17 protein-coding genes and 1 tRNA gene are annotated in these 21,379 nt (G+C 66.4%); 10 read left to right on the forward strand and 8 right to left on the reverse strand.

What is annotated here, in order from left to right; translation table 11 throughout:
• Nucleotide 1: 1 nt before the first annotated feature.
• Nucleotides 2-550 carry an FKBP-type peptidyl-prolyl cis-trans isomerase gene (locus tag HWX08_RS16030; protein ID WP_069257047.1) on the forward strand — a complete coding sequence of 183 codons (549 nt, stop codon included), beginning with the start codon at nucleotides 2-4 and terminating at the stop codon, nucleotides 548-550.
• Here HWX08_RS16030 and HWX08_RS16035 read toward each other — a convergent pair.
• The gene (locus tag HWX08_RS16035; RefSeq protein ID WP_174921669.1) at nucleotides 530-1,810 is read right to left on the reverse strand and encodes a hypothetical protein; all 1,281 of its coding nucleotides are present in this window, start codon (nucleotides 1,808-1,810) and stop codon (nucleotides 530-532) included. The two genes, HWX08_RS16030 and HWX08_RS16035, sit on opposite strands and share 21 nt — an antisense overlap.
• Nucleotides 1,791-4,448 carry a DNA mismatch repair protein MutS gene (mutS, locus tag HWX08_RS16040; RefSeq protein WP_174921670.1) on the reverse strand — a complete coding sequence of 886 codons (2,658 nt, stop codon included), beginning with the start codon at nucleotides 4,446-4,448 and terminating at the stop codon, nucleotides 1,791-1,793. Before mutS ends, HWX08_RS16035 begins: the two co-directional genes overlap by 20 nt.
• A gap of 712 nt (nucleotides 4,449-5,160) precedes the next feature.
• Here mutS and HWX08_RS16045 point away from each other — a divergent pair.
• On the forward strand, nucleotides 5,161-6,318 hold the full coding sequence (locus HWX08_RS16045; protein WP_069258032.1) for a sensor histidine kinase: 1,158 nt from the start codon (nucleotides 5,161-5,163) through the stop codon (nucleotides 6,316-6,318).
• A 238-nt stretch (nucleotides 6,319-6,556) separates the two neighbouring features.
• Here HWX08_RS16045 and HWX08_RS16050 read toward each other — a convergent pair whose 3' ends face one another.
• Nucleotides 6,557-8,179: an NAD(P)/FAD-dependent oxidoreductase gene (locus tag HWX08_RS16050; RefSeq protein ID WP_174921671.1), complete on the reverse strand. Its 1,623-nt coding sequence runs from the start codon at nucleotides 8,177-8,179 to the stop codon at nucleotides 6,557-6,559.
• Between the two features lie 321 nt (nucleotides 8,180-8,500).
• Nucleotides 8,501-9,304 (reverse strand): inositol monophosphatase family protein, encoded by an 804-nt coding sequence (locus HWX08_RS16055; RefSeq protein WP_011352522.1) that lies wholly within the window; start codon nucleotides 9,302-9,304, stop codon nucleotides 8,501-8,503.
• Nucleotides 9,305-9,585: 281 nt separating this feature from the next.
• On the opposite strand from HWX08_RS16055, the gene HWX08_RS16060 reads away from it, so the two are divergent.
• Nucleotides 9,586-10,410 carry an RNA methyltransferase gene (locus tag HWX08_RS16060; protein ID WP_069257042.1) on the forward strand — a complete coding sequence of 275 codons (825 nt, stop codon included), beginning with the start codon at nucleotides 9,586-9,588 and terminating at the stop codon, nucleotides 10,408-10,410.
• Between the two features lie 312 nt (nucleotides 10,411-10,722).
• A complete protein-coding gene (gene cysE / locus HWX08_RS16065) occupies nucleotides 10,723-11,496 on the forward strand; it encodes a serine O-acetyltransferase (protein WP_069257041.1) in 774 nt (257 codons plus the stop codon).
• 48 nt (nucleotides 11,497-11,544) lie between these two features.
• On the opposite strand, the gene HWX08_RS16070 is transcribed toward cysE, so the two are convergent.
• The 4 genes from HWX08_RS16070 to HWX08_RS16085 form a co-directional block, all read right to left on the reverse strand.
• On the reverse strand, nucleotides 11,545-12,345 hold the full coding sequence (locus HWX08_RS16070) for a UDP-2,3-diacylglucosamine diphosphatase (RefSeq protein ID WP_174921672.1): 801 nt from the start codon (nucleotides 12,343-12,345) through the stop codon (nucleotides 11,545-11,547).
• 23 nt (nucleotides 12,346-12,368) lie between these two features.
• Nucleotides 12,369-12,860: a peptidylprolyl isomerase gene (locus HWX08_RS16075; protein ID WP_069257039.1), complete on the reverse strand. Its 492-nt coding sequence runs from the start codon at nucleotides 12,858-12,860 to the stop codon at nucleotides 12,369-12,371.
• A gap of 88 nt (nucleotides 12,861-12,948) precedes the next feature.
• Entirely contained in the window at nucleotides 12,949-13,530 is a 582-nt protein-coding gene (locus tag HWX08_RS16080) for a peptidylprolyl isomerase (RefSeq protein ID WP_174921673.1), read from the reverse strand.
• A 39-nt stretch (nucleotides 13,531-13,569) separates the two neighbouring features.
• Nucleotides 13,570-14,292: a tetratricopeptide repeat protein gene (locus HWX08_RS16085; protein WP_069257038.1), complete on the reverse strand. Its 723-nt coding sequence runs from the start codon at nucleotides 14,290-14,292 to the stop codon at nucleotides 13,570-13,572.
• A gap of 234 nt (nucleotides 14,293-14,526) precedes the next feature.
• Between HWX08_RS16085 and cysS the strand changes: the two genes are divergently transcribed.
• The 6 genes from cysS (at nucleotide 14,527) to HWX08_RS16115 (ending at nucleotide 21,139) form a co-directional block, all read left to right on the forward strand.
• Complete coding sequence (gene cysS / locus HWX08_RS16090) at nucleotides 14,527-15,924, forward strand: cysteine--tRNA ligase (protein ID WP_174921674.1); 1,398 nt, start codon at nucleotides 14,527-14,529, stop codon at nucleotides 15,922-15,924.
• 43 nt (nucleotides 15,925-15,967) lie between these two features.
• Nucleotides 15,968-16,795 (forward strand): DNA-3-methyladenine glycosylase family protein, encoded by an 828-nt coding sequence (locus HWX08_RS16095; protein ID WP_069257036.1) that lies wholly within the window; start codon nucleotides 15,968-15,970, stop codon nucleotides 16,793-16,795.
• Between the two features lie 103 nt (nucleotides 16,796-16,898).
• Nucleotides 16,899-17,870, forward strand: a complete 972-nt coding sequence (locus HWX08_RS16100) for an acetyl-CoA carboxylase carboxyltransferase subunit alpha (protein ID WP_174921675.1) — start codon at nucleotides 16,899-16,901, stop codon at nucleotides 17,868-17,870.
• A gap of 47 nt (nucleotides 17,871-17,917) precedes the next feature.
• Entirely contained in the window at nucleotides 17,918-19,339 is a 1,422-nt protein-coding gene (gene tilS, locus HWX08_RS16105; protein WP_174921690.1) for a tRNA lysidine(34) synthetase TilS, read from the forward strand.
• A 342-nt stretch (nucleotides 19,340-19,681) separates the two neighbouring features.
• Nucleotides 19,682-20,935: an aspartate kinase gene (locus HWX08_RS16110; RefSeq protein ID WP_069257034.1), complete on the forward strand. Its 1,254-nt coding sequence runs from the start codon at nucleotides 19,682-19,684 to the stop codon at nucleotides 20,933-20,935.
• Between the two features lie 110 nt (nucleotides 20,936-21,045).
• Nucleotides 21,046-21,139 (forward strand) — tRNA-Ser (locus HWX08_RS16115).
• Nucleotides 21,140-21,379: the final 240 nt, after the last annotated feature.

Genomic DNA, 21,379 nt, shown 5'->3' on the forward strand with positions numbered 1-21,379 from the left:
GATGAAAATCGCAAAAAACACCGTCGTGTCCGTCACTTACAAGCTGTCGGATGCACAGGGCAACCTGATCGAGGAAAGCGACGAGCCGATGGTCTATCTGCACGGCGGCTATGATGGCACGTTCCCCAAGATCGAGGAACAGCTCGACGGCCATGAGCCGGGCTACGAGGCGCAGGTCCAGCTCGAGCCGCAGGACGCGTTCGGCGACTACGACCCCGAACTCGTGAAGATCGAGCCGCGCGATCGTTTTCCCGAGCCGCTCGAAGTGGGCATGCAGTTCGAAGGCACGCCGGAAGACGGCGACGAGGAAGTCGACTCGCTGATCTACACGGTCACCGACGTCGCGGAAGACAAGGTCGTGCTCGACGGCAACCACCCGCTGGCAGGCATGGCGCTGCGTTTCGCGCTCACCGTGAAGGACGTTCGCGAAGCGACCGAAGACGAAATCGAGCATGAGCACGCGCATGGCGCGGAAGGGCTCGAAATCGTCGACGAAGACGAGGACGAGGACGAAAACGGCGACGCGCCGTCACGGCGCACCCTGCACTGAGCTCGCAGGCAGGCCGGGTGTCGGCCCCGACGCAGGGGCCGGCGCAGGCCATGACGCGCCGCCTGGGGCGGCGCCGTCGCCCTGCAATGGCGGCGCGACCGACGACGAGTCGGGCAGCGCCGGCAACGCGGGGATTTCCGGCATCTGCGGCAGCGGCACGTCGTCGCGCGGCACGAGCGGCAGTGCGGGCGGCACGGGCAGATTCTTCGGTACGTCCTGCAGGCTCACGTTGAAGATCGTCTGCCGTGCCGGCGACACACTCACCTTGACCCACTGATTCGTCGGATGGCGCGGTCCGATCGCGACGCGCGTCACGTTACCGACCAGTTCACCGTCGTCTGTCCGCAGCGGGCGGTCGATCAGAAAACCGCTCGCCAGCGGTTCGCCGCTCGCGTGCATCACCAGGATCGGGCCGCGGAACGTCGCCGCCGCCTTCACCAGCGTTCGTTTCAACTCACGAAAGCCGTCGCGCACGCGCGGCCGGTTGAAACGCAGCCATGCGAAGCGCTCCGCGCGCTCATAGCGTTCGAACTGCGGATCGCCTTCGAACACCACCACCATCGCGCGTGCGTCGCGCCGCTTCGCATATTCGGCCGCATGGTCGATCCAGAAGCCGTTCGCGATGATGCGGTCCTCGAATTCGCCGTTGCGGCCGCCGGCCGTCAGGTAATGGTTGTTCGGCGCGGGCGCGTTGAGCGCGACGAAGACGATGTCGTCGCGCATCCAGCGGGCGTTTTCCCGATATGGCCGAAAGCGTGCGACTTCGCTTTCCCGCGTGATCTGCAGTGCGCCGGGCGAGGGCGATGCCGCATCGGCGAGCAGCGTCTGCCGCAGGAAGTCGAGCCGCTCGACCGGATCGTAGCCGCCGCCCGCCGCGGTGTTGCACGTGACCCAGTCGTCGTGACCGGGAACGAATACGAGCGGGACGCGAGTCGCATCCAGGATCGCGCCGCGCTGCGAATACAGCGCATCGCGGCAGGCTTCCTTCGACCCCTTCAGGTCGCCCGCATAGACGACGAACGCGAGGTTGCGCTCGCGCGCGATCGCGTCGAGCAGCCGCTGCGCGGCCGGTTCGTCGCCAGGGGCGTTGATCACACCCGACACGACCGCGAACGAGTAGGGCGCGCTGTTGCGCTTCGGCGGCGCGGCCACCGCGGCGGCTTGCGCGAACGCAAGCACGGCCGCGACGAGCGCGGCCGCGGTACGCACCGGCAGGCCGCGCGGGATGCGCAGGATGCGCTTACGCGTGCCCGTCGGCATCGTGCGACCGGACCAGCGTGCGCAACTCGTACAGCAGGTCGAGTGCCTCGCGCGGCTTGAGATCGTCGGGATCGATGTCGCGCAGTTTTTCGAGCGCCGGATGCGGTGTGTCGGGCAGCGCCGGCGCGTGCGCGCATTCGAGATCGTCGGCGGTGACCGGCGGCGCGCTGAACAGGTCGAGTTGCGGCGTGTGCTGCGACGCCGACTGCTGTTCGAGATACGCGAGGTGCTTGCGCGCGGCGCGGATCACCGGTGCCGGGACGCCCGCGAGTTGCGCGACCTGCAGCCCGTAGCTCTGGTTGGCCGGACCTTCGTTGACCGCATGCAGGAACACGATGCCGTGGCCGTGCTCGACGGCCGACAGGTGGACGTTGGCCGCCTGCGGGAATTCGGCCGGCAGTTGCGTCAGCTCGAAGTAGTGCGTCGCGAACAGCGTGTAGCACGCGTTGTGCGCCAGCAGGTGGCGCGCGATGGCCCACGCGAGCGCGAGGCCGTCGAACGTCGACGTGCCGCGGCCGATCTCGTCCATCAGCACGAGGCTTTGCGGCGTCGCGTCGTTGAGGATCGCCGCGGCTTCGGTCATCTCGACCATGAACGTCGAGCGGCCGCCCGCGAGATCGTCCGCCGCGCCGATGCGCGTGAAGATCCGGTCGATCGGGCCGAAGCACGCCGACTTCGCCGGCACGTAGCTGCCCACGTACGCCATCAGCGCGATCAGCGCGGTCTGCCGCATGAACGTCGACTTGCCGCCCATGTTCGGGCCGGTGATCAGCAGCAGCTTGCGCTCGGGGCCGAAGCGGCAGTCGTTCGCGATGAACTGTTCGACCTGCGCTTCGACGACGGGGTGGCGGCCCTGTTCGATTTCGATTCCGATCTCGTCGGTGAAGGTCGGCGCGACCCAGTCGAGCGCGCGGGCGCGTTCGGCGAAGGCGGCGAGCAGATCGAGTTCGGCGAGCGCCGAGGCGACGCGCTGGCACTCGGGGATGAACGGCAGTAACGCCTGCAGCACCGCGTCGTACAGCGCGCGCTCGCGTGCCAGCGCGCGTTCCTGCGCGGACAGCGCCTTGTCCTCGAAGGTCTTCAGTTCGGGCGTGATGTAGCGCTCGGCGTTCTTCAGTGTCTGGCGCCGGCGGTAATCGTCGGGCACCTTGTCGGTCTGGCCGCGTGTGACCTCGATGTAGAAGCCGTGCACCTTGTTGTATTCGACGCGCAGGTTCGCGATGCCGGTGCGCGCGCGCTCGCGCGCTTCGAGATCGATCAGGAACTGTCCGCAGTTCTCCGAGATGTCGCGCAGCTCGTCGAGCTCGGCATCGTAGCCGCGTGCGATCACGCCGCCGTCGCGCACCATCGCGGCCGGTTCGGGCGCAATCGCGCTGGTGAGCAGGTCGAGGCATTCGGCGGGCGGCGCGAGTGCCGCGTCGACGCGGGCGAGCGCGTCCGCGTTCGCGACGATCGCGCTGATGCGCTCGCGCAGCGCCGGCAGCGCGGCGAACGTGTCGCGCAGGCTCGACAGGTCGCGCGGGCGTGCGGACAGCAGCGCGAGACGCCCGGTGATCCGTTCGACGTCGGCGATCTGGCGCAGCGCGCTGCGCAGCGCATCGAGGCTGGCGTTGCCCGGTGCGTCGAGCAGCGCGCCGATCGCCTGCTGACGCGACTGTGCGGCCACCGACGCGCGCGGCGGATGATGCAGCCAGTGACGCAGCAGCCGGCTGCCCATCGTCGTGCAGCAGGTGTCGAGCAGCGAATACAGGGTCGGCGATTCGGTGCCGCGCAACGTTTCCGTCAGTTCGAGATTGCGGCGCGTGGCCGGATCGAGCCCGATGTACTCGGTTTCGTTCTCGACCTTCAGGCTGCGCACGTGCCGCAGTTGCTGGCCCTGCGTGGCGGCTGCGTAGAGCAGCAGCGCGCCGGCCGCGCCGCACGCGCTCGTCAGCGAATGCGCGCCGAAGCCGTCGAGGCCCGCGACGTCGAGCTGGTCGCACAGGCGCTGCGTGCCCGATGCAATGTCGAAGTGCCATGCCGGGACGCGCTTGCTTGCGCCCGCGCCGGCGGGCACGGTATCGGTTGCGCCGTCCGGTGTCAGGATTTCGGCCGGCCGGATGCGCTCGAGCGCGGCAGGGAGTTGCTCGGGGGCGATTTCGGCGAGGCGTAGCGCGCCGCTCGCAAGGTTCAGCCATGCCAGGCCGACGTTTACCGCGACGCCGCGCTTGTTGTGGCCCGTGCACATCGCGAGCAGGTAGACGTCGTTCTTGTCGGACAGCAGCGCTGCATCGGTCAGCGTGCCGGGCGTGACGACGCGCACGACCTTGCGCTCGACGGGGCCCTTCGACGTGGCCGGATCGCCGATCTGCTCGCAGATCGCGACCGATTCGCCCATCTTCACGAGTTTGGCGAGATATTGCTCGACCGCGTGGTGCGGCACGCCGGCCATCTTGATCGGCGTGCCGGCGGAGGCGCCGCGTTGGGTGAGGGTGAGGTCGAGCAGGCGTGCGGCCTTCTCCGCATCTTCGAAGAACAGCTCGTAGAAGTCGCCCATCCGGTAGAAGACGAGTGTGTCGGGATGGTCGGCCTTGATGCGCAGGTACTGCTGCATCATGGGCGTGTGGCCGGCGAAGGCTTCGGGCGACAGCGTGGTCATAAGTCAGGCGTGAGTTTATTGCTTGGGTTGCCCGAGTTTACCAGCGGCGTCATGTGCGGGCGCGAAGTTCGCCGTTTGGCCAGGTGCGGGCGCCGGGAATCGGCGGCGCTCAGGGGCCCATCCCGGCTCGTGGGTCAGGCGGGCCGGGTGCAACCGGAAATGGAGTGCCAACCCCGACACGCGGGTTGTGGTCGGCAATTTGGATCGTGACGGTACGGATTCGTTGATCGAATGTCGGACGTTCAGTCCATTTGCCCGATCGGAGGTCGTGACGTGAATGAATCGATCTGCCGCCTGATTTTGGGCTGGGCCTGCATCGCAGGCGGCATCACGATGTCCGCAGTCATCGCATTTCGTCCCGAACGGCTATTGACCTTCTATTGCAGGTCAAGGGCCTGGCGATGGTATTTCAGGTTTATTTTCAACGTGTCGGCAGAGGACATCGGGTCCGCCAGAATGGTTCGACTATTCAGACTCCAGGGGGCGTGGGGCTGGCGTTCTTTTGTATCCCGATTGTTTTCTTCCTGTTCCATGTGTAGAACGGTGCCGCCTCCCGCTCTGGGCAACCGTTCAAATCGTCATACGGTAGTGCGTATCCGACGGCGAAACCATGCGCGGTTATCGATGTAATCGGCCTTCGACCGCCGGTATTCGCATGATATTGTGAGGACCCGCAGAAGAATCCGCTGTTCATTCCGGTATGAGGGGCGACATGCGTCTATCCGATTTCATTGTTCGGAACATGGAACCGATCCTGGTGCAGTGGGAAGCGTTTGCCGCCACGCTGCTGCCGGCCGCGAGGACCATGGACTCGCACGGGCTGCGCGACCACGCGCGTCAGATCCTGGAGGCCGTGGCCAAAGACATCGGTACCCCGCAAACCAGGGAGGAGCAGCGCGAAAAATCGCTGGGACGCGCTCCCGAACCGTTGGATGCCAAGGAAACGGCCGCGCAGACACATGCCGTCCTGCGCGCCCGGCGAGGCTTCAACATCAACCAGCTGGCGGCCGAGTATCGGGCGCTGCGTGCCAGTGTGCTGCGCTTGTGGATCGACGCGTGCCAGCCGAGCGCACCTGATCTGGACGACATGATTCGCTTCAACGAGGCGATCGATCAGACGCTCGCCGAATCGGTTGCCTTTTTTACCGAGCAGGTCGAGCAGGCCCGCAACCTGTTGCTCGGCATGCTGGGCCACGACATGCGCACGCCGCTGCAGACCATTCAGATGACCGCGTCCTATCTTGCGGCGCTCAATGCGGGCGAGGCAATCTCGGAGGCCGCCGCCCGGTTGATCAGAAGCGGTGGCCGCATGCAAAGTCTTCTCGACGATCTCTGCGACTTCAATCGAACCCAGCTCGGGCTAGGGATCAACGTCGTCCCTCGCAATACGGATCTCGCGCATGTCCTCGCCAATGTGATCGACGAAGTGCAGGCAGCCCATCCGAATCGCAAGATCGACATCGACGTGAGCGGCGATCTGCAGGGTGAATGGGATGATCAGCGGCTGCAGCAACTCCTGAGCAATCTGGTGAGCAACGCCGTCACGTATGGGGCGCCCGATGCGCCCGTCCGGGTGATGGCGACGTCGGACGACACCGAGGTGCGGATCGAGGTGGGGAATAGCGGGCCCGCCATCGATCGTCTCACGCTCAACCGCATCTTCGATCCGCTTCAGCGTGGCGCCGGCCAATCCGAAAGAACCGACAACAAAGCCGGATTGGGGCTCGGCTTGTACATCGCCAGCGAGATTGCCAAGGCACATCGCGGTCGTATTGACGCGCGGTCAGATCAGACGGAAACGGTATTCGCGGTGCGCCTGCCGAGAGGCGTGCGAAATGAGCTTCCCGGAACCCGAGTCGAGCCGCAGTAACGCAGCGTGGCCTTCCCGCTCACGCCTTGTCAGAGTCGGCGCAGGGACGATTGCATCGTTGGCGTGACGGTTGCAGGTGCTGCCGTGGGTCGGGTGCGCGTGTGACCGGGAAACGTTGCTTTGGCTGCCCAGGTTTGCCGGCAGCCTCGCGCACCCGTTCGACCTCGCTTGCCGACGGACAGGCGGGAATCGACATCGCTCGGCACGCGGACCTGCGCGCACCGAGCGGCGTGGTACATCAGTCCGCGTGCGCCGATATCATGTCGAGCGCCACCGCCTGCGCGACTTCGATCCCGTCGATGGCTGCCGAGTAGATGCCGCCCGCATATCCGGCGCCTTCACCCGCCGGATACAGGCCGTCGACGTTCACGCTCTGGTAGTCGTCCTTGCGTCGAATCCGGATCGGCGACGACGTGCGCGTCTCGACACCGGTGAGCACTGCATCGTGCATCGCGAAGCCGGCGATCTTCTTGTCGATCTCGGGCAGCGCTTCGCGGATCGCCTCGATCACGTAGTCGGGCAGCGCGGTGCTGAGGTCGGTCGGGTTCACGCCCGGCTTGTACGACGGCTCCACCGAGCCCAGCGAAGTCGACGGCCGGCCTGCGATGAAATCGCCGACCAGCTGGCCCGGCGCGCGATAATCGCCGCCGCCGAGTTCGAACGCACGCTCTTCCCATTTGCGCTGGAACGCGATGCCGGCCAGCGGGCCGCCAGGGTAGTCGTCCGGCGTGATGCCGACGACGATGCCCGCATTCGCATTGCGCTCGGCCCGCGAATACTGGCTCATGCCGTTGGTGACCACGCGGCCCGGCTCGGAGGTGGCCGCGACCACCGTGCCGCCCGGGCACATGCAGAAGCTGTAGACGGCCCGGCCATTGCTGCAGTGGTGGACCACCTTGTAGTCGGCCGCGCCGAGCTGCTTGTGGCCCGCGAACTTGCCGAAGCGGCTGCGATCGATCAGCCCCTGCGGATGCTCGATGCGAAAGCCCAGCGAGAACGGCTTGGCTTCGATATAGACGCCGCGATCGTTCAGCATCTGGAAGGTGTCGCGCGCGCTGTGGCCCACGGCCAGCACCACGTGGTCGCACGGCAGCGTTTCGCCGTTCGACAGCTTGAGCGCGCGCACCTTGCCCTGATCGATCTCGATGTCGTCGACCCGCGTTTCGAAACGCACTTCGCCGCCCAGTTCGTGGATCGACGCACGCATCTTTTCCACCATGCTGACGAGGCGGAACGTGCCGATGTGCGGCCGGCTCAGGTACAGGATGTCTTCCGGCGCGCCGGCCTTGACGAATTCGTCCAGCACCTTGCGGCCGTAGTGATGGGGATCCTTGATCTGGCTGTACAGCTTGCCGTCGGAAAACGTCCCGGCTCCGCCTTCGCCGAACTGCACGTTGGACTCGGGGTTGAGCACGCTCTTGCGCCACAGGCCGAAGGTGTCCTTGGTGCGCTCGCGCACGGCCTTGCCGCGTTCGAGGATGATGGGGCGGAAACCCATCTGCGCGAGGATCAGCCCCGCGAACAGGCCGCACGGCCCCATGCCGATCACGACCGGGCGCTGGAAATTGCCGTGCTCGGGCGCCTTCGTGACGAAGTGGTACGCCATGTCGGGCGTCACGCCGCAATGGGGCTTGCCGGCGAGGCGCTTGATCGCGGCCGCTTCGTCGGCGACTTCGACATCGACGATGTACGTGAGCTTGATGTCGGCGCGCTTGCGCGCATCGTGCGCACGGCGGAACACGGTGTAACGGAGGAGCCCGTCCTCGGCCACGCCAAGCTCCGCGAGACGCGCGCGAACGGCGGCCTCGAGCGCGCTTTCGGGGTGATCGAGGGGGAGTTTGATTTCGCTTAGCCGTAACATGGGGACTCGGATGCGATTGCCACGGCGTCGTGGCGGTGTTGATACGGGCTGGGGCCGGCAGGCCGGCGGTATGGTCCGCCGTGCACGCATGCCGGACGCAAGCCCTTCATGGTCGCTGCGGGAGCGGCGGCGCAGGCGGCAGTCCGTCGGCCGGCCGCCACCCCGCGAGCCACTCGGGCAACTTCAGGATAGGCGTACGCGGCGACCGTCGTGCGGGAAGATTGTCCGCCTCCCGGCAACCGGGAGGCGAACGGCGCGCCGTCATGACGATGCCCGCGGGCGATGCATGCGAAAGCCGCGCCGGGCGGGCGCGGCCGGGGCTTACTCCGCCGCCGGATGCACGCGCGTGTAACCCTTCAGGATCGGGATCATCTGCGCGTAGATCTTCGGGTTCGCGGCGACGATTTCATGGCGATGCAGGAAATCGGCGTCGCCCGTGTAGTTGCCGACGAGGCCGCCGGCCTCGGTGATCAGCAGGCTGCCCGCTGCCATGTCCCACACGTTGATGCCTTGCTCGAAGAACGCGTCGAGGCGGCCGGCCGCGACGTTCGCGAGATCGAGTGCGGCCGCGCCCGGGCGGCGCAGGCCCGTGCAGGCCTGCGTCATTTCGGTGAAGAGGCGCGCGTAGGCGTCGAGGCCGTCCTTTTCGCGGAACGGGAAGCCCGTGCCGACCAGCGCGTCCGACAGGCGGTCGCGGCGGCCGACGCGGATGCGGCGGTCGTTCAGGTACGCGCCGCGGCCGCGGGTGGCCGTGAACAGGTCGTTCTTGTTCGGATCGTAGACGACGGCCTGCGTGACGACGCCCTTGTGCTCGAGCGCGATCGATACGCAGTAGTACGGGAAGCCGTGGATGAAGTTGGTCGTGCCGTCGAGCGGATCGATGATCCACTTGAATTCGGATTCGTTTTCCGATTCGCCCGATTCTTCCGCGAGGATCGCGTGGTCGGGGTACGCAGTCTTCAGCGTCTCGATGATCGCGTCTTCGGCGGCCTTGTCCACTTCGGTGACGAAGTCGTTTTGCTGCTTCTTGCGAATCTCGATCAGGTCGAGATCGAGGGACGCACGATTGATGATCTGTCCGGCGCGGCGCGCAGCCTTGACAGCGATGTTGAGCATGGGATGCATGAGCCTGGATCCTGTAGCCGGCGGCACGGGCCGCCACGAAGTGGAACGACCGCCCGGCACGGCGCAAAACGTGGCAGGCGAGGTGAGACGCGAATTGACAAAGAACGGGGTACGACCCGCGCCGCACGTTATGCGACGCGTAAAGGCATGATTTTACCCGATTTTTGGCGGTTTCAGGTGACCGGAATACGGGGAAACCCCCACTATCCATCTGGACGAGTGGGTTTGCCGCGGCGATGGCGATACCATACGGCCATTCTGACGAACCGAGTCGTATCGTAGTGGAAACCCCGCAGAACACCGCCGCGCCGGCCAAGCCGGGCGCGGCCTCGTCCCTGCCGCCGTCCGGCGGCTTCACGTCCACCCGTTTCGTGCTCGTCGAGCCGAGCCATCCCGGCAATGTCGGGGCGGCCGCCCGCGCGCTGAAGACGATGGGCTTTTCGCGTCTCGTGCTGGTCGCGCCGCGCGTGCCGCACGTGCAGAGCGACCCCGAGGCGATCGCGATGGCCAGCGGCGCGGACGACGTCCTCGCGTCCGCGCACGTCGTGCCGACGCTGGGCGAAGCGCTGTCCGGCGTTCACTGGTCGATTGCGCTGACCGCGCGCACGCGCGAATACGGGCCGCCGCGCCTCGCGCCGCGTGCCGCGGCCGCGCAGGCGTGCGCCCAGGTCGGCACGGGCGACATCGCGCTCGTGTTCGGCAACGAGCGCACGGGCCTCGCGAACGAGCACGTCGAGCAGTGCAGCGCGCTCGCGCACATTCCCGCGAACCCGGCCTACAGTTCGTTGAATCTCGCACAGGCCGTGCAGGTGCTCGCGTACGAGTTGCGTGTCGCGTTTCTCGATCAGGCGAGCGCGCCGTCGGCGCAACCGTCGGCCGAAACCGGCACGCTTGCGCAGAGCGACGAGATCGAGCGGATGTACGCGCACCTCGAGAACGCGCTGGTCGCGCTCGATTTCCTCGATCCGCGCAACCCGAAGAAGCTGATGCCGCGGCTGCGACGCCTGTTCGCGCGCACGGGCCTCGAGCGCGAAGAGGTCAACATCCTGCGCGGTGTCGCGAAGCACATCCTGTTGAAATCGGGCAAGCCGGGCGGCGACGCGTAAGCCTGGTCGTCAGTCGGCGGCGCGGGTCGCGGGTTTCCCGGCGCACGGGAAATCTTCCCGTCGAACAGATGTGCCGCCGGGGCCGCCGAAAGCGCCGGGGCAGATCGCTCCCCGGTCGACCCTCCCGCGAACAAACCCGACGGCAGCAGGCGTTCCGCCTGAATACCCCCGTCGTCGGCGGGGTGAACGCGCGGGCTCGTGCGGCCGTGTGCGACTCGCCCTACAATCGCCAAACCTCATAAGTAAATGACCCGGCGCGATAAGGGTCGGCCATGGCCGGCGACGCGCGCGGGCTTTTTCCCGGACCACATCATGTTCACGAGACTGCGCGAAGACGTCGCAACGATTCGCGAGCGGGATCCCGCCGCTCGCAGTGCGTGGGAAGTGCTGACCTGTTATCCGGGGCTGCATGCGCTCGTGCTGCACCGTTTCGCGCACGCATGCTGGCGCGCGAAGCGCTACTGGCTCGCGCGTTTCGCGTCGCAGGCCGGCCGTTTCCTGACGGGGATCGAGATCCACCCCGGCGCGACGATCGGCCGGCGCGTGTTCATCGATCACGGGATGGGCGTCGTGATCGGCGAGACGGCGATCATCGGCGACGACTGCACGATCTATCAGGGCGTGACGCTGGGCGGCACGTCGCTCACGCGCGGCGCCAAGCGCCATCCGACACTCGAGGCCGGCGTGATCGTCGGGGCGGGCGCGAAGGTGCTCGGCGGCTTCACGGTCGGCGCGGGGGCGAAGATTGGTTCGAACGCGGTCGTCGTGAAGCCGGTGCCGGCAGGCGGCACGGCGGTCGGCAATCCGGCGCGCATCGTGATGCCGGCGCAGCCGAAGCCGCAGCCCGAACGCGCGGCGTTCTGCGCATACGGGATCACGCCGAATGCCGATGATCCGATGTCGCTCGCGATTCACGGGCTGATCGATCACGCGGCGAAGGAAAGCCGTCGCGTCGACGAGATCGTCGCGGCGCTCGAACGGCTCGGCACGCATCTGGAAACACTGCAGGGCGCCGACGCGGCGCGCCTCGATCTGCGTCGCCTGTCGGCCGTGCTGGAAGGTAGGTCGGTCGAACGTCAGACCTGATTCAATGAACGTTCGCGGCTGCCGGTCGGTGCGGCGGCAGCCGCGACGTCAGTCGAGCGGCATCGCGTGGATGCCTTCCGCGTCGACGCGCAGGTACCCGCCGCGCGGCTTGCCGTGGTCGAGATCCCAGTCGGGCAACACCCAGCGGATACCACCGGGTTCCATGTGCCGGGCAGGGCGGTGCGTGTGGCCGTGAATGATCACGCTCGCGCGGCTTTTCCGGAACAGCGCGGCCACGCCTTCGCGCGTGACATCGTAGATGGCCGACGCCGGGCGCATCCGGCCCGCTTCGCTGTTCGAGCGCATGCGCTGCGCGAGCCCGCGGCGCCAGCGGAGCGGCCATGCGAGAAACAGCCATTGCATGGCGCGGTTGCGTGCGAAGCGGCGGAACAGCTGATAGCCGCGGTCAGCCGTGCATTGCGCGTCGCCGTGCGCGAGCACGATGCGCTGGCCGAACGCCGTGATCAGCGAAGGGTCGGGCAGCAGCATCGCACCGGCTGCCTTCATGAAGCGCCGGCCGAGCAGGAAATCGCGGTTGCCGTGCATCACGTAGAGCGCAATGCCGCGCTCCGAAAACGTATGCATCAGCGCGGCCATGCGTGCCGCGAACGGATCGTCGTCGAGGATGTCGTCGCCGATCCAGTATTCGAACAGGTCGCCGAGGATGAACACCGAGTCGGCGCTGTCGGCGGTGTATTTCACGAAATGCTCGAACGCGGCGACCGTCTTCGGAATCGCTTCGCTCAGGTGCAGATCGGAGAGAAACAGGAACGGGCGTGCGGCTTGCGCGTATTCGCGCTCGCCCGGCACGCCCGCGGAGACGCTTCGCGGCGGACTTTCCTGCAACATCGAAGTGCCTCCGTAACCGTGCGTCAGACCACGACGGCCTTTTCGATCACGACGTCGTCGGTCGGTACGTCCTGATGGAAACCGGCGTTGCCCGTCTTGACGCCCTTGATCTTGTCGACCACGTCCTGGCCTTCGACGACCTTGCCGAACACGGCGTAGCCCCAGCCTTGCGGCGTCGGCGACGAGTGGTTCAGGAAGTCGTTGTCGTTCACGTTGATGAAGAACTGGGCGGTCGCCGAGTGCGGATCGTTCGTGCGCGCCATCGCGACCGTGTAGTTGTCGTTCTTCAGACCGTTGTTCGCCTCGTTGTCGATCGGCGCGTCGGTCGGCTTCTGCTTCAGGCCCGGCTCGAAGCCGCCGCCCTGGATCATGAAACCGTTGATCACGCGATGGAATACGGTGCCGTCGTAGTGGCCCTTCTTCACGTAGTTCAGGAAGTTCTCGACCGTCTTCGGTGCCTTCTCGGCGTCGAGCTCGAGCTTGATCACGCCGTGGTTCGTATGCAGTTCAACCATGATGAATTCCTTCGATGAGGCGGTTTAAATGGCACGCGGCCGGTCGTGCGACGCGGCCGCGTGAGGTGCCGGACGGGCCGGCAGGTGCTTACTTCGAGACGATGCTGGCCGATTCGATCACGATCGGTTGTGCGGGCACGTCCTGCATCGGGCCGCGCGAGGTCGTCGCGACGCCTTCGATCTTCTTCACGACGTCGAGACCCGACACGACCTTGCCGAACACCGCATAGCCGTTGCCGTCCGGGTTCGGGTAGTCGAGGCCGCCGTTGTCGACCGTGTTGATGAAGAATTGCGCGGTGGCCGAGTTCGGATCGCTCGTGCGCGCCATCGCGATCGTGCCCGTCAGGTTCTTCAGACCATTGCGGCTTTCCAGCGGGATCGGCGCGCGGGTCGGCTTCTCCTCGAAGTTGGTCTTGTAGCCGCCGCCCTGGATCATGAAGCCCTTGATCACGCGATGGAAGATCGTGCCGTTGTACTGGCCGGCCTTCACGTAATCGAGGAAGTTGGCGACGGATTTCGGCGCCTTCTCCGGATAGAGCTCGACGCGGATGTCGCCCTGCGAGGTCTTCAGCTGCACGACGGGGTGCGCGGTAGCCGATTGCGCGAACGCAGGTGCGGTCGCGGTCGCGAGAAGGGCGGCGCCGCCAAGCGCCAGCAACAGACGTTTCATTGCGATCCTCAGGTTGGGAGGGAGGGAAGGCCGCGCCGCTTATTGCGACGGCGCGACGTACGGCGCCGCCAGTGCGCCCGACGGACCGTTGAACTGGAACGTCGGCGACATCGGCAGCGTGGTGGTGCTCACGTTCGCGGCGGCGCGGTCGGTGTAGTCGCGCGTGGCCGGGGTGGTCGCGCGGGCGTTCGGCGCGGCCTTCGGCGGCGACACGATCTTCTGGAGATCGGCGAGGCGCTGCGCGGTCGCGCCGCTCGTGCGGCCGAGCGATTGCGCACGCTTGTACGACTCGGCCGCGAGGCGCAGGTAAAGATCGCCGAGGTTCTCGTACGCGAGCGAGTAGCTCGGGTTCGATTGCGTCGCCGTGACGAGCGCGGTGCGCGCTTCGTCGTAGCGGCCGTGCTTCGCGTAGAGCGCCGCAAGGTTGTTGTACGGCTCGGGCAGTTCGGGGTACGCCTGCGTGATCGCGACGAACTGCTGGATCGCGTCGTCGTCGCGGTTCAGGCGGGCCAGCACGGTACCGCGCTTGAATTGCGCCTGAAGGTCGTGCGGGTTCGACGCGATGCGCGCGTCGAGCTGCGCGAGCGCCTGCTTCCACTGCTTGCCGGCGATCGACGCGTCGATTTCGGGGGTGCCGTCGGCGGTGGCCGGGGCCTTCTGCGCATGCGCCGCGGGAGCCGCGAAAAGCGTCAGCGCGACGCCCATGACGGTGGTCGCAACGAGGGTCGCAGCGCTGCGCGCGCGGCCGCGATGAGGTTTCATAGGCGTAAATCGGAATGTTATACTCCGACCCATTCTAACAAAACGTCTGCGCGTTCCGGCGAGCGGCGGACAGTCTTTCTTTGCCTCTCGTGGCCGTCACCGCTGTGCTTGCAGCCTGACCGCCCCATGTGATATCGAGGACGCTCGGCCTGGGGCCGCAGCAGATGGTCCGTCCGTTTCGCATGCTGGGCGAGCTTCGCCAGGGCGGTTTCCTTCGGCTCACGGTTCATCTCTATGGAATCACTGCGCATCTACAACACGCTCGCGCGTGACAAGCAAGTCTTCGTGCCGCGCCATCCCGGCGAAGTGCGGATGTACGTATGCGGCATCACCGTATACGACTATTGTCACGTGGGCCACGCGCGCATGCTGGTCGTGTTCGACCTCGTCCAGCGCTGGTTGCGTGCGATCGGCTATCGAGTCACGTATGTGCGCAACATCACCGACATCGACGACAAGATCATCCGCCGCGCGGTCGAGAACGGCGAGACGATCAAGTCGCTGACCGACCGGTTCATCGGCGCGATGCACGACGACGAAAGCGCGCTCGGCATCCAGCGGCCCGACATCGAGCCGCGCGCGACCGAGTTCATTCCGCAGATGCTCGGCATGATCGAGACGCTCGAGACGAACGGCTACGCGTACCAGGCGACCGACGGCGACGTCAATTACTCGGTGCGCAAGTTCGCGAACTACGGGAAGCTGTCGGGCAAGTCGCTCGACGATCTGCGCGCGGGCGAACGCGTCGCCGCGAACGACGCGAAGGAAGATCCGCTCGACTTCGTGCTGTGGAAGCGCGCGAAGCCGGAAGATCCGGAAGGCACGTCGTGGGCGTCGAAGTACGGGATGGGGCGCCCGGGCTGGCACATCGAGTGCTCGGCGATGGGCTGCACGCTGCTCGGCGAGCATTTCGACATTCATGGCGGCGGGCAGGATCTGCAATTCCCGCACCACGAGAACGAGATCGCGCAGAGCGAGGGCGCGACCGGCCAGACGTTCGTCAATTACTGGATGCACAACGGCTTCGTGCAGGTCGACAACGAGAAGATGTCGAAATCGCTCGGCAACTTCTTCACGATCCGCGAAGTGCTCGAACGGTACGACGCCGAGGTCATGCGCTTCTTCATCGTGCGCACGCATTACCGTTCGCCGCTCAATTACAGCGACGTGCATCTCGACGATGCGCGCGCATCGCTCACGCGCCTCTATACCGCGCTGAAGGATGTCGAGACCGACACGCTCGCGCTCGACTGGAACGAGCCGCATGCGCAGCGTTTCGCGGCCGCGATGAACGACGACTTCAACACGCCGGTGGCGGTGGCGACGCTGTTCGAGCTGGCGGGCGAGGTGAATCGCACGCGCGACGCGTCGCTCGCGCGGCAACTGAAACAGCTGGCGGGCCTGCTCGGCCTGCTGGGCCGCGAACCGCGCGCGTTTCTGCAGCAGGCGTCCGGCGCCGCGCAGGCGGGCGGGCTCGCCGCCGACGAGATCGAAGCGAAGATCGCCGCGCGTGTCGCGGCGAAGCAAGCGAAGGACTATGCCGAAGCGGACCGGATCCGGGCGGAACTGCTCGAGACCGGTATCGCACTTGAAGACAAACCGGGCGGATCGACCGAATGGCGTCGCGTATGAGCGCGGTGCGTTCCACTGACCGATCCGTCAGGTAGGAGGCAAGATGGCAACGGCCAGAAAAGCGCCGGTCAGGCGCGCGACCCCTGTCGCCGCGCGTCCGGCAGCCAAGCGCGTGCCGGCGGCGAAGCCGGACGCGACGCGCGCCGTGCCGAACGGCGCGCTCAACGGTCACGCGCAGCCGGCGGCCGCGCAGCCGGCCGCCGATGCGGCCCGCAAGGCCCGTGCGTCCGAAGCGGACGGCGAGGAGGTCGTCGTGCGTCCTGCATACTGGGACAAGGCATGCGCCGACCTCGTCAAGCGCGACCGGATTCTGAAGAAACTGATTCCGAAGTTCGGTCCCGCGCATCTCGTGAAGCGCGGCGACCCGTTCGTCACGCTCGCGCGCTCGGTGGTCGGCCAGCAGATTTCGGTGCCGTCCGCGCAGTCGCTGTGGGCGCGCATCGGAGATGCCTGCCCGAAACTCGCGCCGCAGCCGGTGATCCGGCTCGGCGCGGACAAGCTGATCGCGTGCGGGCTGTCGAAGCGCAAGACGGAATACATCCTCGATCTCGCGCAGCATTTCGTGTCGGGCGCGCTGCACGTCGACAAATGGACGTCGATGGACGACGAGGACGTGATCGCGGAGCTCACGCAGATCCGCGGCATCAGCCGCTGGACGGCCGAGATGTTCCTGATCTTCAATCTGTCGCGGCCGGACGTCCTGCCGCTCGACGATCCGGGCCTGATCCGTGCGATCAGCGTCAATTATTTCAGCGGGGAACCCGTCACGCGCAGCGAGGCGCGGGAAGTCGCGGCCAACTGGGAGCCGTGGCGCACCGTCGCGACCTGGTACATGTGGCGCAGCCTCGATGCGCCCGACGCCGACGCCTGAGCAGCGGCTATCGGGTTTTAAACATCAATAGTTGAGAGCCGGTTTTGCGCATCGCCCGCGCGGGTAGAATACGCGCTGCCGCAAGACCCAAGGATTCGAACACATGAAGACCACGTTTCTGGATTTCGAACAGCCGATCGCCGAACTCGAGGCCAAGATCGAAGAACTGCGATTCGTGCAGGACGACTCGGCTGTCGACATTTCGGAAGAAATCGAGCGGCTGTCGAAGAAAAGCCAGCAACTGACGAAAGATCTCTACGCGAACCTGTCGCCGTGGCAGGTGTCGCAGATCGCCCGGCATCCGCAGCGTCCGTACACGCTCGATTATGTTGCGGAACTGTTTACCGATTTTCACGAGCTGCACGGCGACCGTGCGTTCGCGGACGATCTGTCGATCGTCGGCGGCCTCGCGCGCTTCGGCGGTCATCCGTGCATGGTGATCGGGCACCAGAAGGGCCGCGACACCAAGGAACGCGCCGCGCGCAACTTCGGGATGCCGCGTCCGGAAGGCTATCGCAAGGCCGAGCGCCTGATGCGTCTTGCCGAGAAGTTCGGGCTGCCGATCTTCACGTTCGTCGACACGCCGGGCGCGTACCCGGGCATCGGCGCGGAAGAGCGCGGCCAGTCGGAGGCGATCGGCCGGAACCTGTACGTGATGGCCGAGCTGAAGACGCCGATCATCACGACGGTGATCGGCGAGGGCGGTTCGGGCGGTGCGCTCGCGATCGCGGTGGCCGACACCGTGATGATGCTGCAGTTCTCGACCTACTCGGTGATCTCGCCGGAAGGCTGTGCGTCGATCCTGTGGAAGAGCGCCGCGAAGGCGCCGGAAGCCGCGGAAGCGCTCGGCCTGACCGCGCACCGCCTGAAGGCGCTCGGCCTGATCGACAAGATCATCAACGAGCCGCTCGGCGGCGCGCATCGCGATCCGAAGGGCATGGCGGCGCTGCTGCGCCGCGCGCTCGCCGATTCGCTGCGCCAGTTCCAGGGGATGAACATCGATGCGCTGCGCGAGCGCCGCTTCGAACGCCTGATGGCCTACGGCAAGTTCAAGGAAACCACGCCGGGCGCATGACCGGCTGCGTCTTCCCTACGCGCGCCGCAGCGCGCGTGTCCCCGATCGTGATCCCACCGACCGAATTCTCCGCCGACCGCGTCGTTCTCGACGCGGTCGGCGTTGCGCTTTCCGGCATGCCGTCCGATGCGCGCATCGCGATCGCCTACAGCGGCGGCCTCGACTCGACGGTGCTGCTCGACGCCGCCGTGCGCGTCGCGGGCGCGTCGCGCTGCGTCGCGCTGCACGTCCATCACGGGCTGAGCGCGAATGCCGACGCGTGGGTCGAGCATGCGCAGGCGAGCGCGGCCGCGCTCGGTGTCGCATTCGAATCGATGCGCGTCGACGTGCCGCGCGACAGCGGCCTCGGCGTCGAGGCGACGGCGCGCGAGCGGCGCTATGCGGCGCTCGACGAGATGTGCGAGCGCCACGGCGCCGCCGCGCTGTGGCTCGCCCAGCATGCGGACGACCAGGCCGAGACCGTGTTGCTGCAGTTGTTGCGCGGCGCGGGGATTGCCGGGCTTGCCGCGATGGCGCCGCATTACCGCCCTGACGGCGTGCGCGTCGAGCGCGTGCGTCCGCTGCTGCGATTGTTGCGTGCGCAACTGGAGCGCTATGCGGCACAGCACGATCTGCAATGGATCGACGACGAATCGAACAACGACACACGCTATGCGCGCAATGCGCTGCGTATCGACGTGCTGCCCGCGCTGGCCGTGCATTTCCCGGGTTTTCGCGATGCGCTCGGCCGGGCGGCCCAGCATGCGGCGGCCGCGCAGCGGCTGCTTGACGACCTGGCCGAACTGGATTTCGCCGTCGCCGCGCGCGATGACGGCCGTGCGCTGTCGCGCGACGCGCTGGTCGGATTCGACGATACGCGCGGTGCGAACCTGCTGCGCTTCTGGATGCGCCGGCTCGGTTTGCCGGGCGCGTCGGCCGCCCGGCTCGCCAACATGATGCGACAACTGCGTGCCACGAACGTCGCGCATGCGCTGCGCGTCGATCACGCGGGGCAATGCCTGCGCCTTTATCGCGACGTCGTCTACTGGGAAGCGGGCGACAGCAGCGACCCGGCCGACGACGGCACGGGGACGCCGCATCCGGAAGCGGTGCTCGCATGGAACGGGCAGGAAGTCTGGCACCTGCCGGGATGGCGCGGCACGTTCGTGTTCGCGCCGGCCGAAGCGGGAAGCGCGGACGCGGTGCCGGAGGCGCTGCTGCGCGGCGCGCGGCTGGCAGCACGCGTCCGTGCGGGCGGCGAGCGGATGCGCACGACGCCGGGCGGCCCCGGCCGTACGCTGAAGAACCTGTTCCAGGAGCGCGGCGTGCCCGCATGGCAGCGCGACGTGCCGCTGCTGTTCGCCGGCGACCGGCTGATCTTCGTGCCGCGCGTCGGCGTGAATCGCGATGACGGCGTGCCCGGCGGCGGGGCAGCCGGTGACGGCGCATGGCGCCGGATCGAGTGGCGTCCGGACATGCTGATCGCCTGATCTCGGCAGGCTGCCGGCGGCGCGATGGCGCGCGCATTTTCACCATTTGGTAAACAGCGCCGGAACGGCTTCGGACGCGGCGAGCGGCTTGTCAAGCGGGCCTCTATCGGGTACGCTCGGACGTTTGCTCGGCTCGATTTTTGAGCGATTTGTGCAGGTTTTCCGCGTGACGTACCCGGTTTGCGCGGCCTGATCGGCCTTCCGGGCAAATTCCGTCACGCTTGCGTGTTGCGTCCCAGCCGTCCCTCTCGTCGTCCGTCCACAGCCACAAGCCGCGTGACCGAACGGCTACGCGGCCTGCCCAGCGCGCCCGTGCGGTTTCTCCTCCAGTTCAGAACGACAATGGCACTCATCGTACACAAATACGGCGGCACTTCGATGGGCTCGGTCGAGCGCATCAAGAACGTCGCGAAACGCGTCGCAAAATGGCATCAGGCCGGGCACCAGATGGTGGTGGTGCCTTCGGCGATGTCCGGCGAAACCAACCGTCTGCTCGGTCTCGCGAAAGAGATTTCGAGCCAGCCGAGCCCGCGCGAGCTCGACATGATCGCGTCGACCGGCGAGCAGGTCAGCGTCGGCCTGCTGTCGATCGCGCTGCAGGAAATCGGCGTCGAGGCCGTGAGCTACGCGGGCTGGCAAGTGCCGATCAAGACCGACAGCGCGTTCACGAAGGCGCGCATTCACTCGATCGACGACGAGCGCGTGAAGGCCGATCTGAATGCGGGCAAGGTCGTGATCATCACGGGCTTCCAGGGCGTCGATCCGGACGGCCACATCACGACGCTGGGCCGCGGCGGCTCGGATACGTCGGCGGTGGCGGTCGCGGCGGCGCTGGGTGCCGAAGAGTGCCTGATTTATACGGACGTCGACGGCGTCTACACGACCGATCCGCGCGTGGTCGAAGAGGCGCGACGCCTCGATCGCGTGACGTTCGAGGAAATGCTGGAAATGGCGAGCCTCGGCTCGAAGGTCCTGCAGATCCGCTCGGTCGAATTCGCCGGCAAATACCAGGTGAAGACGCGTGTGCTGTCGAGCCTGACCGATCCGCTGATTGCGCTCGACGAAGAAATGCGCTCGGGCACCCTGATTACTTTTGAAGAAGACGAGACCATGGAAAAGGCAGTCATTTCCGGCATCGCGTTCCAGCGCGACGAAGCACGCATTGCTGTGATGGGCGTGCCCGACAAGCCGGGCATCGCATATCAGATCCTCGGCCCGGTCGCGGATGCGAACGTCGACGTCGACATGATCATCCAGAACCAGAGCGTCCAGGGCAAAACCGACTTCACGTTCACGGTCGGCCGCGGCGACTACCAGAAGGCGATGGACATCCTCACCAACCAGGTGAAGGGCCACGTGAACGCCGAGCACGTGCAGGGCGACCCGAAGGTGTCGAAGGTGTCGGTTGTCGGCGTCGGCATGCGTTCGCACGTGGGCGTCGCGAGCAAGATGTTCCGCACGCTGTCGGAAGAGGGCATCAACATCCAGATGATCTCGACGTCCGAAATCAAGATTTCGGTGCTGATCGACGAGAAATACATGGAGCTGGCCGTCCGCGCGCTGCACAAGGCATTCGAACTCGACCAGGCATCGTGAATTTTCCGTGATGCATTGAAGAAAATGCATCACGGAAATTGACGGGCGGTTCGAAACCCTATATTATTTCGTTCTCGTCGCACTGCCTCCCTGGTGCGAGCGAAAGTTTGGGAGACGTGGCCGAGAGGTCGAAGGCACTCCCCTGCTAAGGGAGCATCTGGGCCAAAACCTGGATCGAGGGTTCGAATCCCTCCGTCTCCGCCAAAAGCGGTGACAAAGCCCCGCAAGTTCTCGGACTTGCGGGGCTTTTTCTTTTTCCGGCCCGGCGCTGTCGCGCGCTCGACACGCAATGCGGCCGGATCTCTCGTCCGTTGCGAAGTCGGCAGCTGCCTGCTGCAAACGACATGATCGATGCGCGCCATCCCCGTCGATGCGACGACGCTCGCTACGTCGCCGCTCCACGTCATGCGTACGCACCGCTTCATCGATTTCCCATTGCGACCC

It is taken from the genome of Burkholderia metallica, assembly GCF_902832845.1.
Lineage (GTDB): Bacteria > Pseudomonadota > Gammaproteobacteria > Burkholderiales > Burkholderiaceae > Burkholderia > Burkholderia metallica.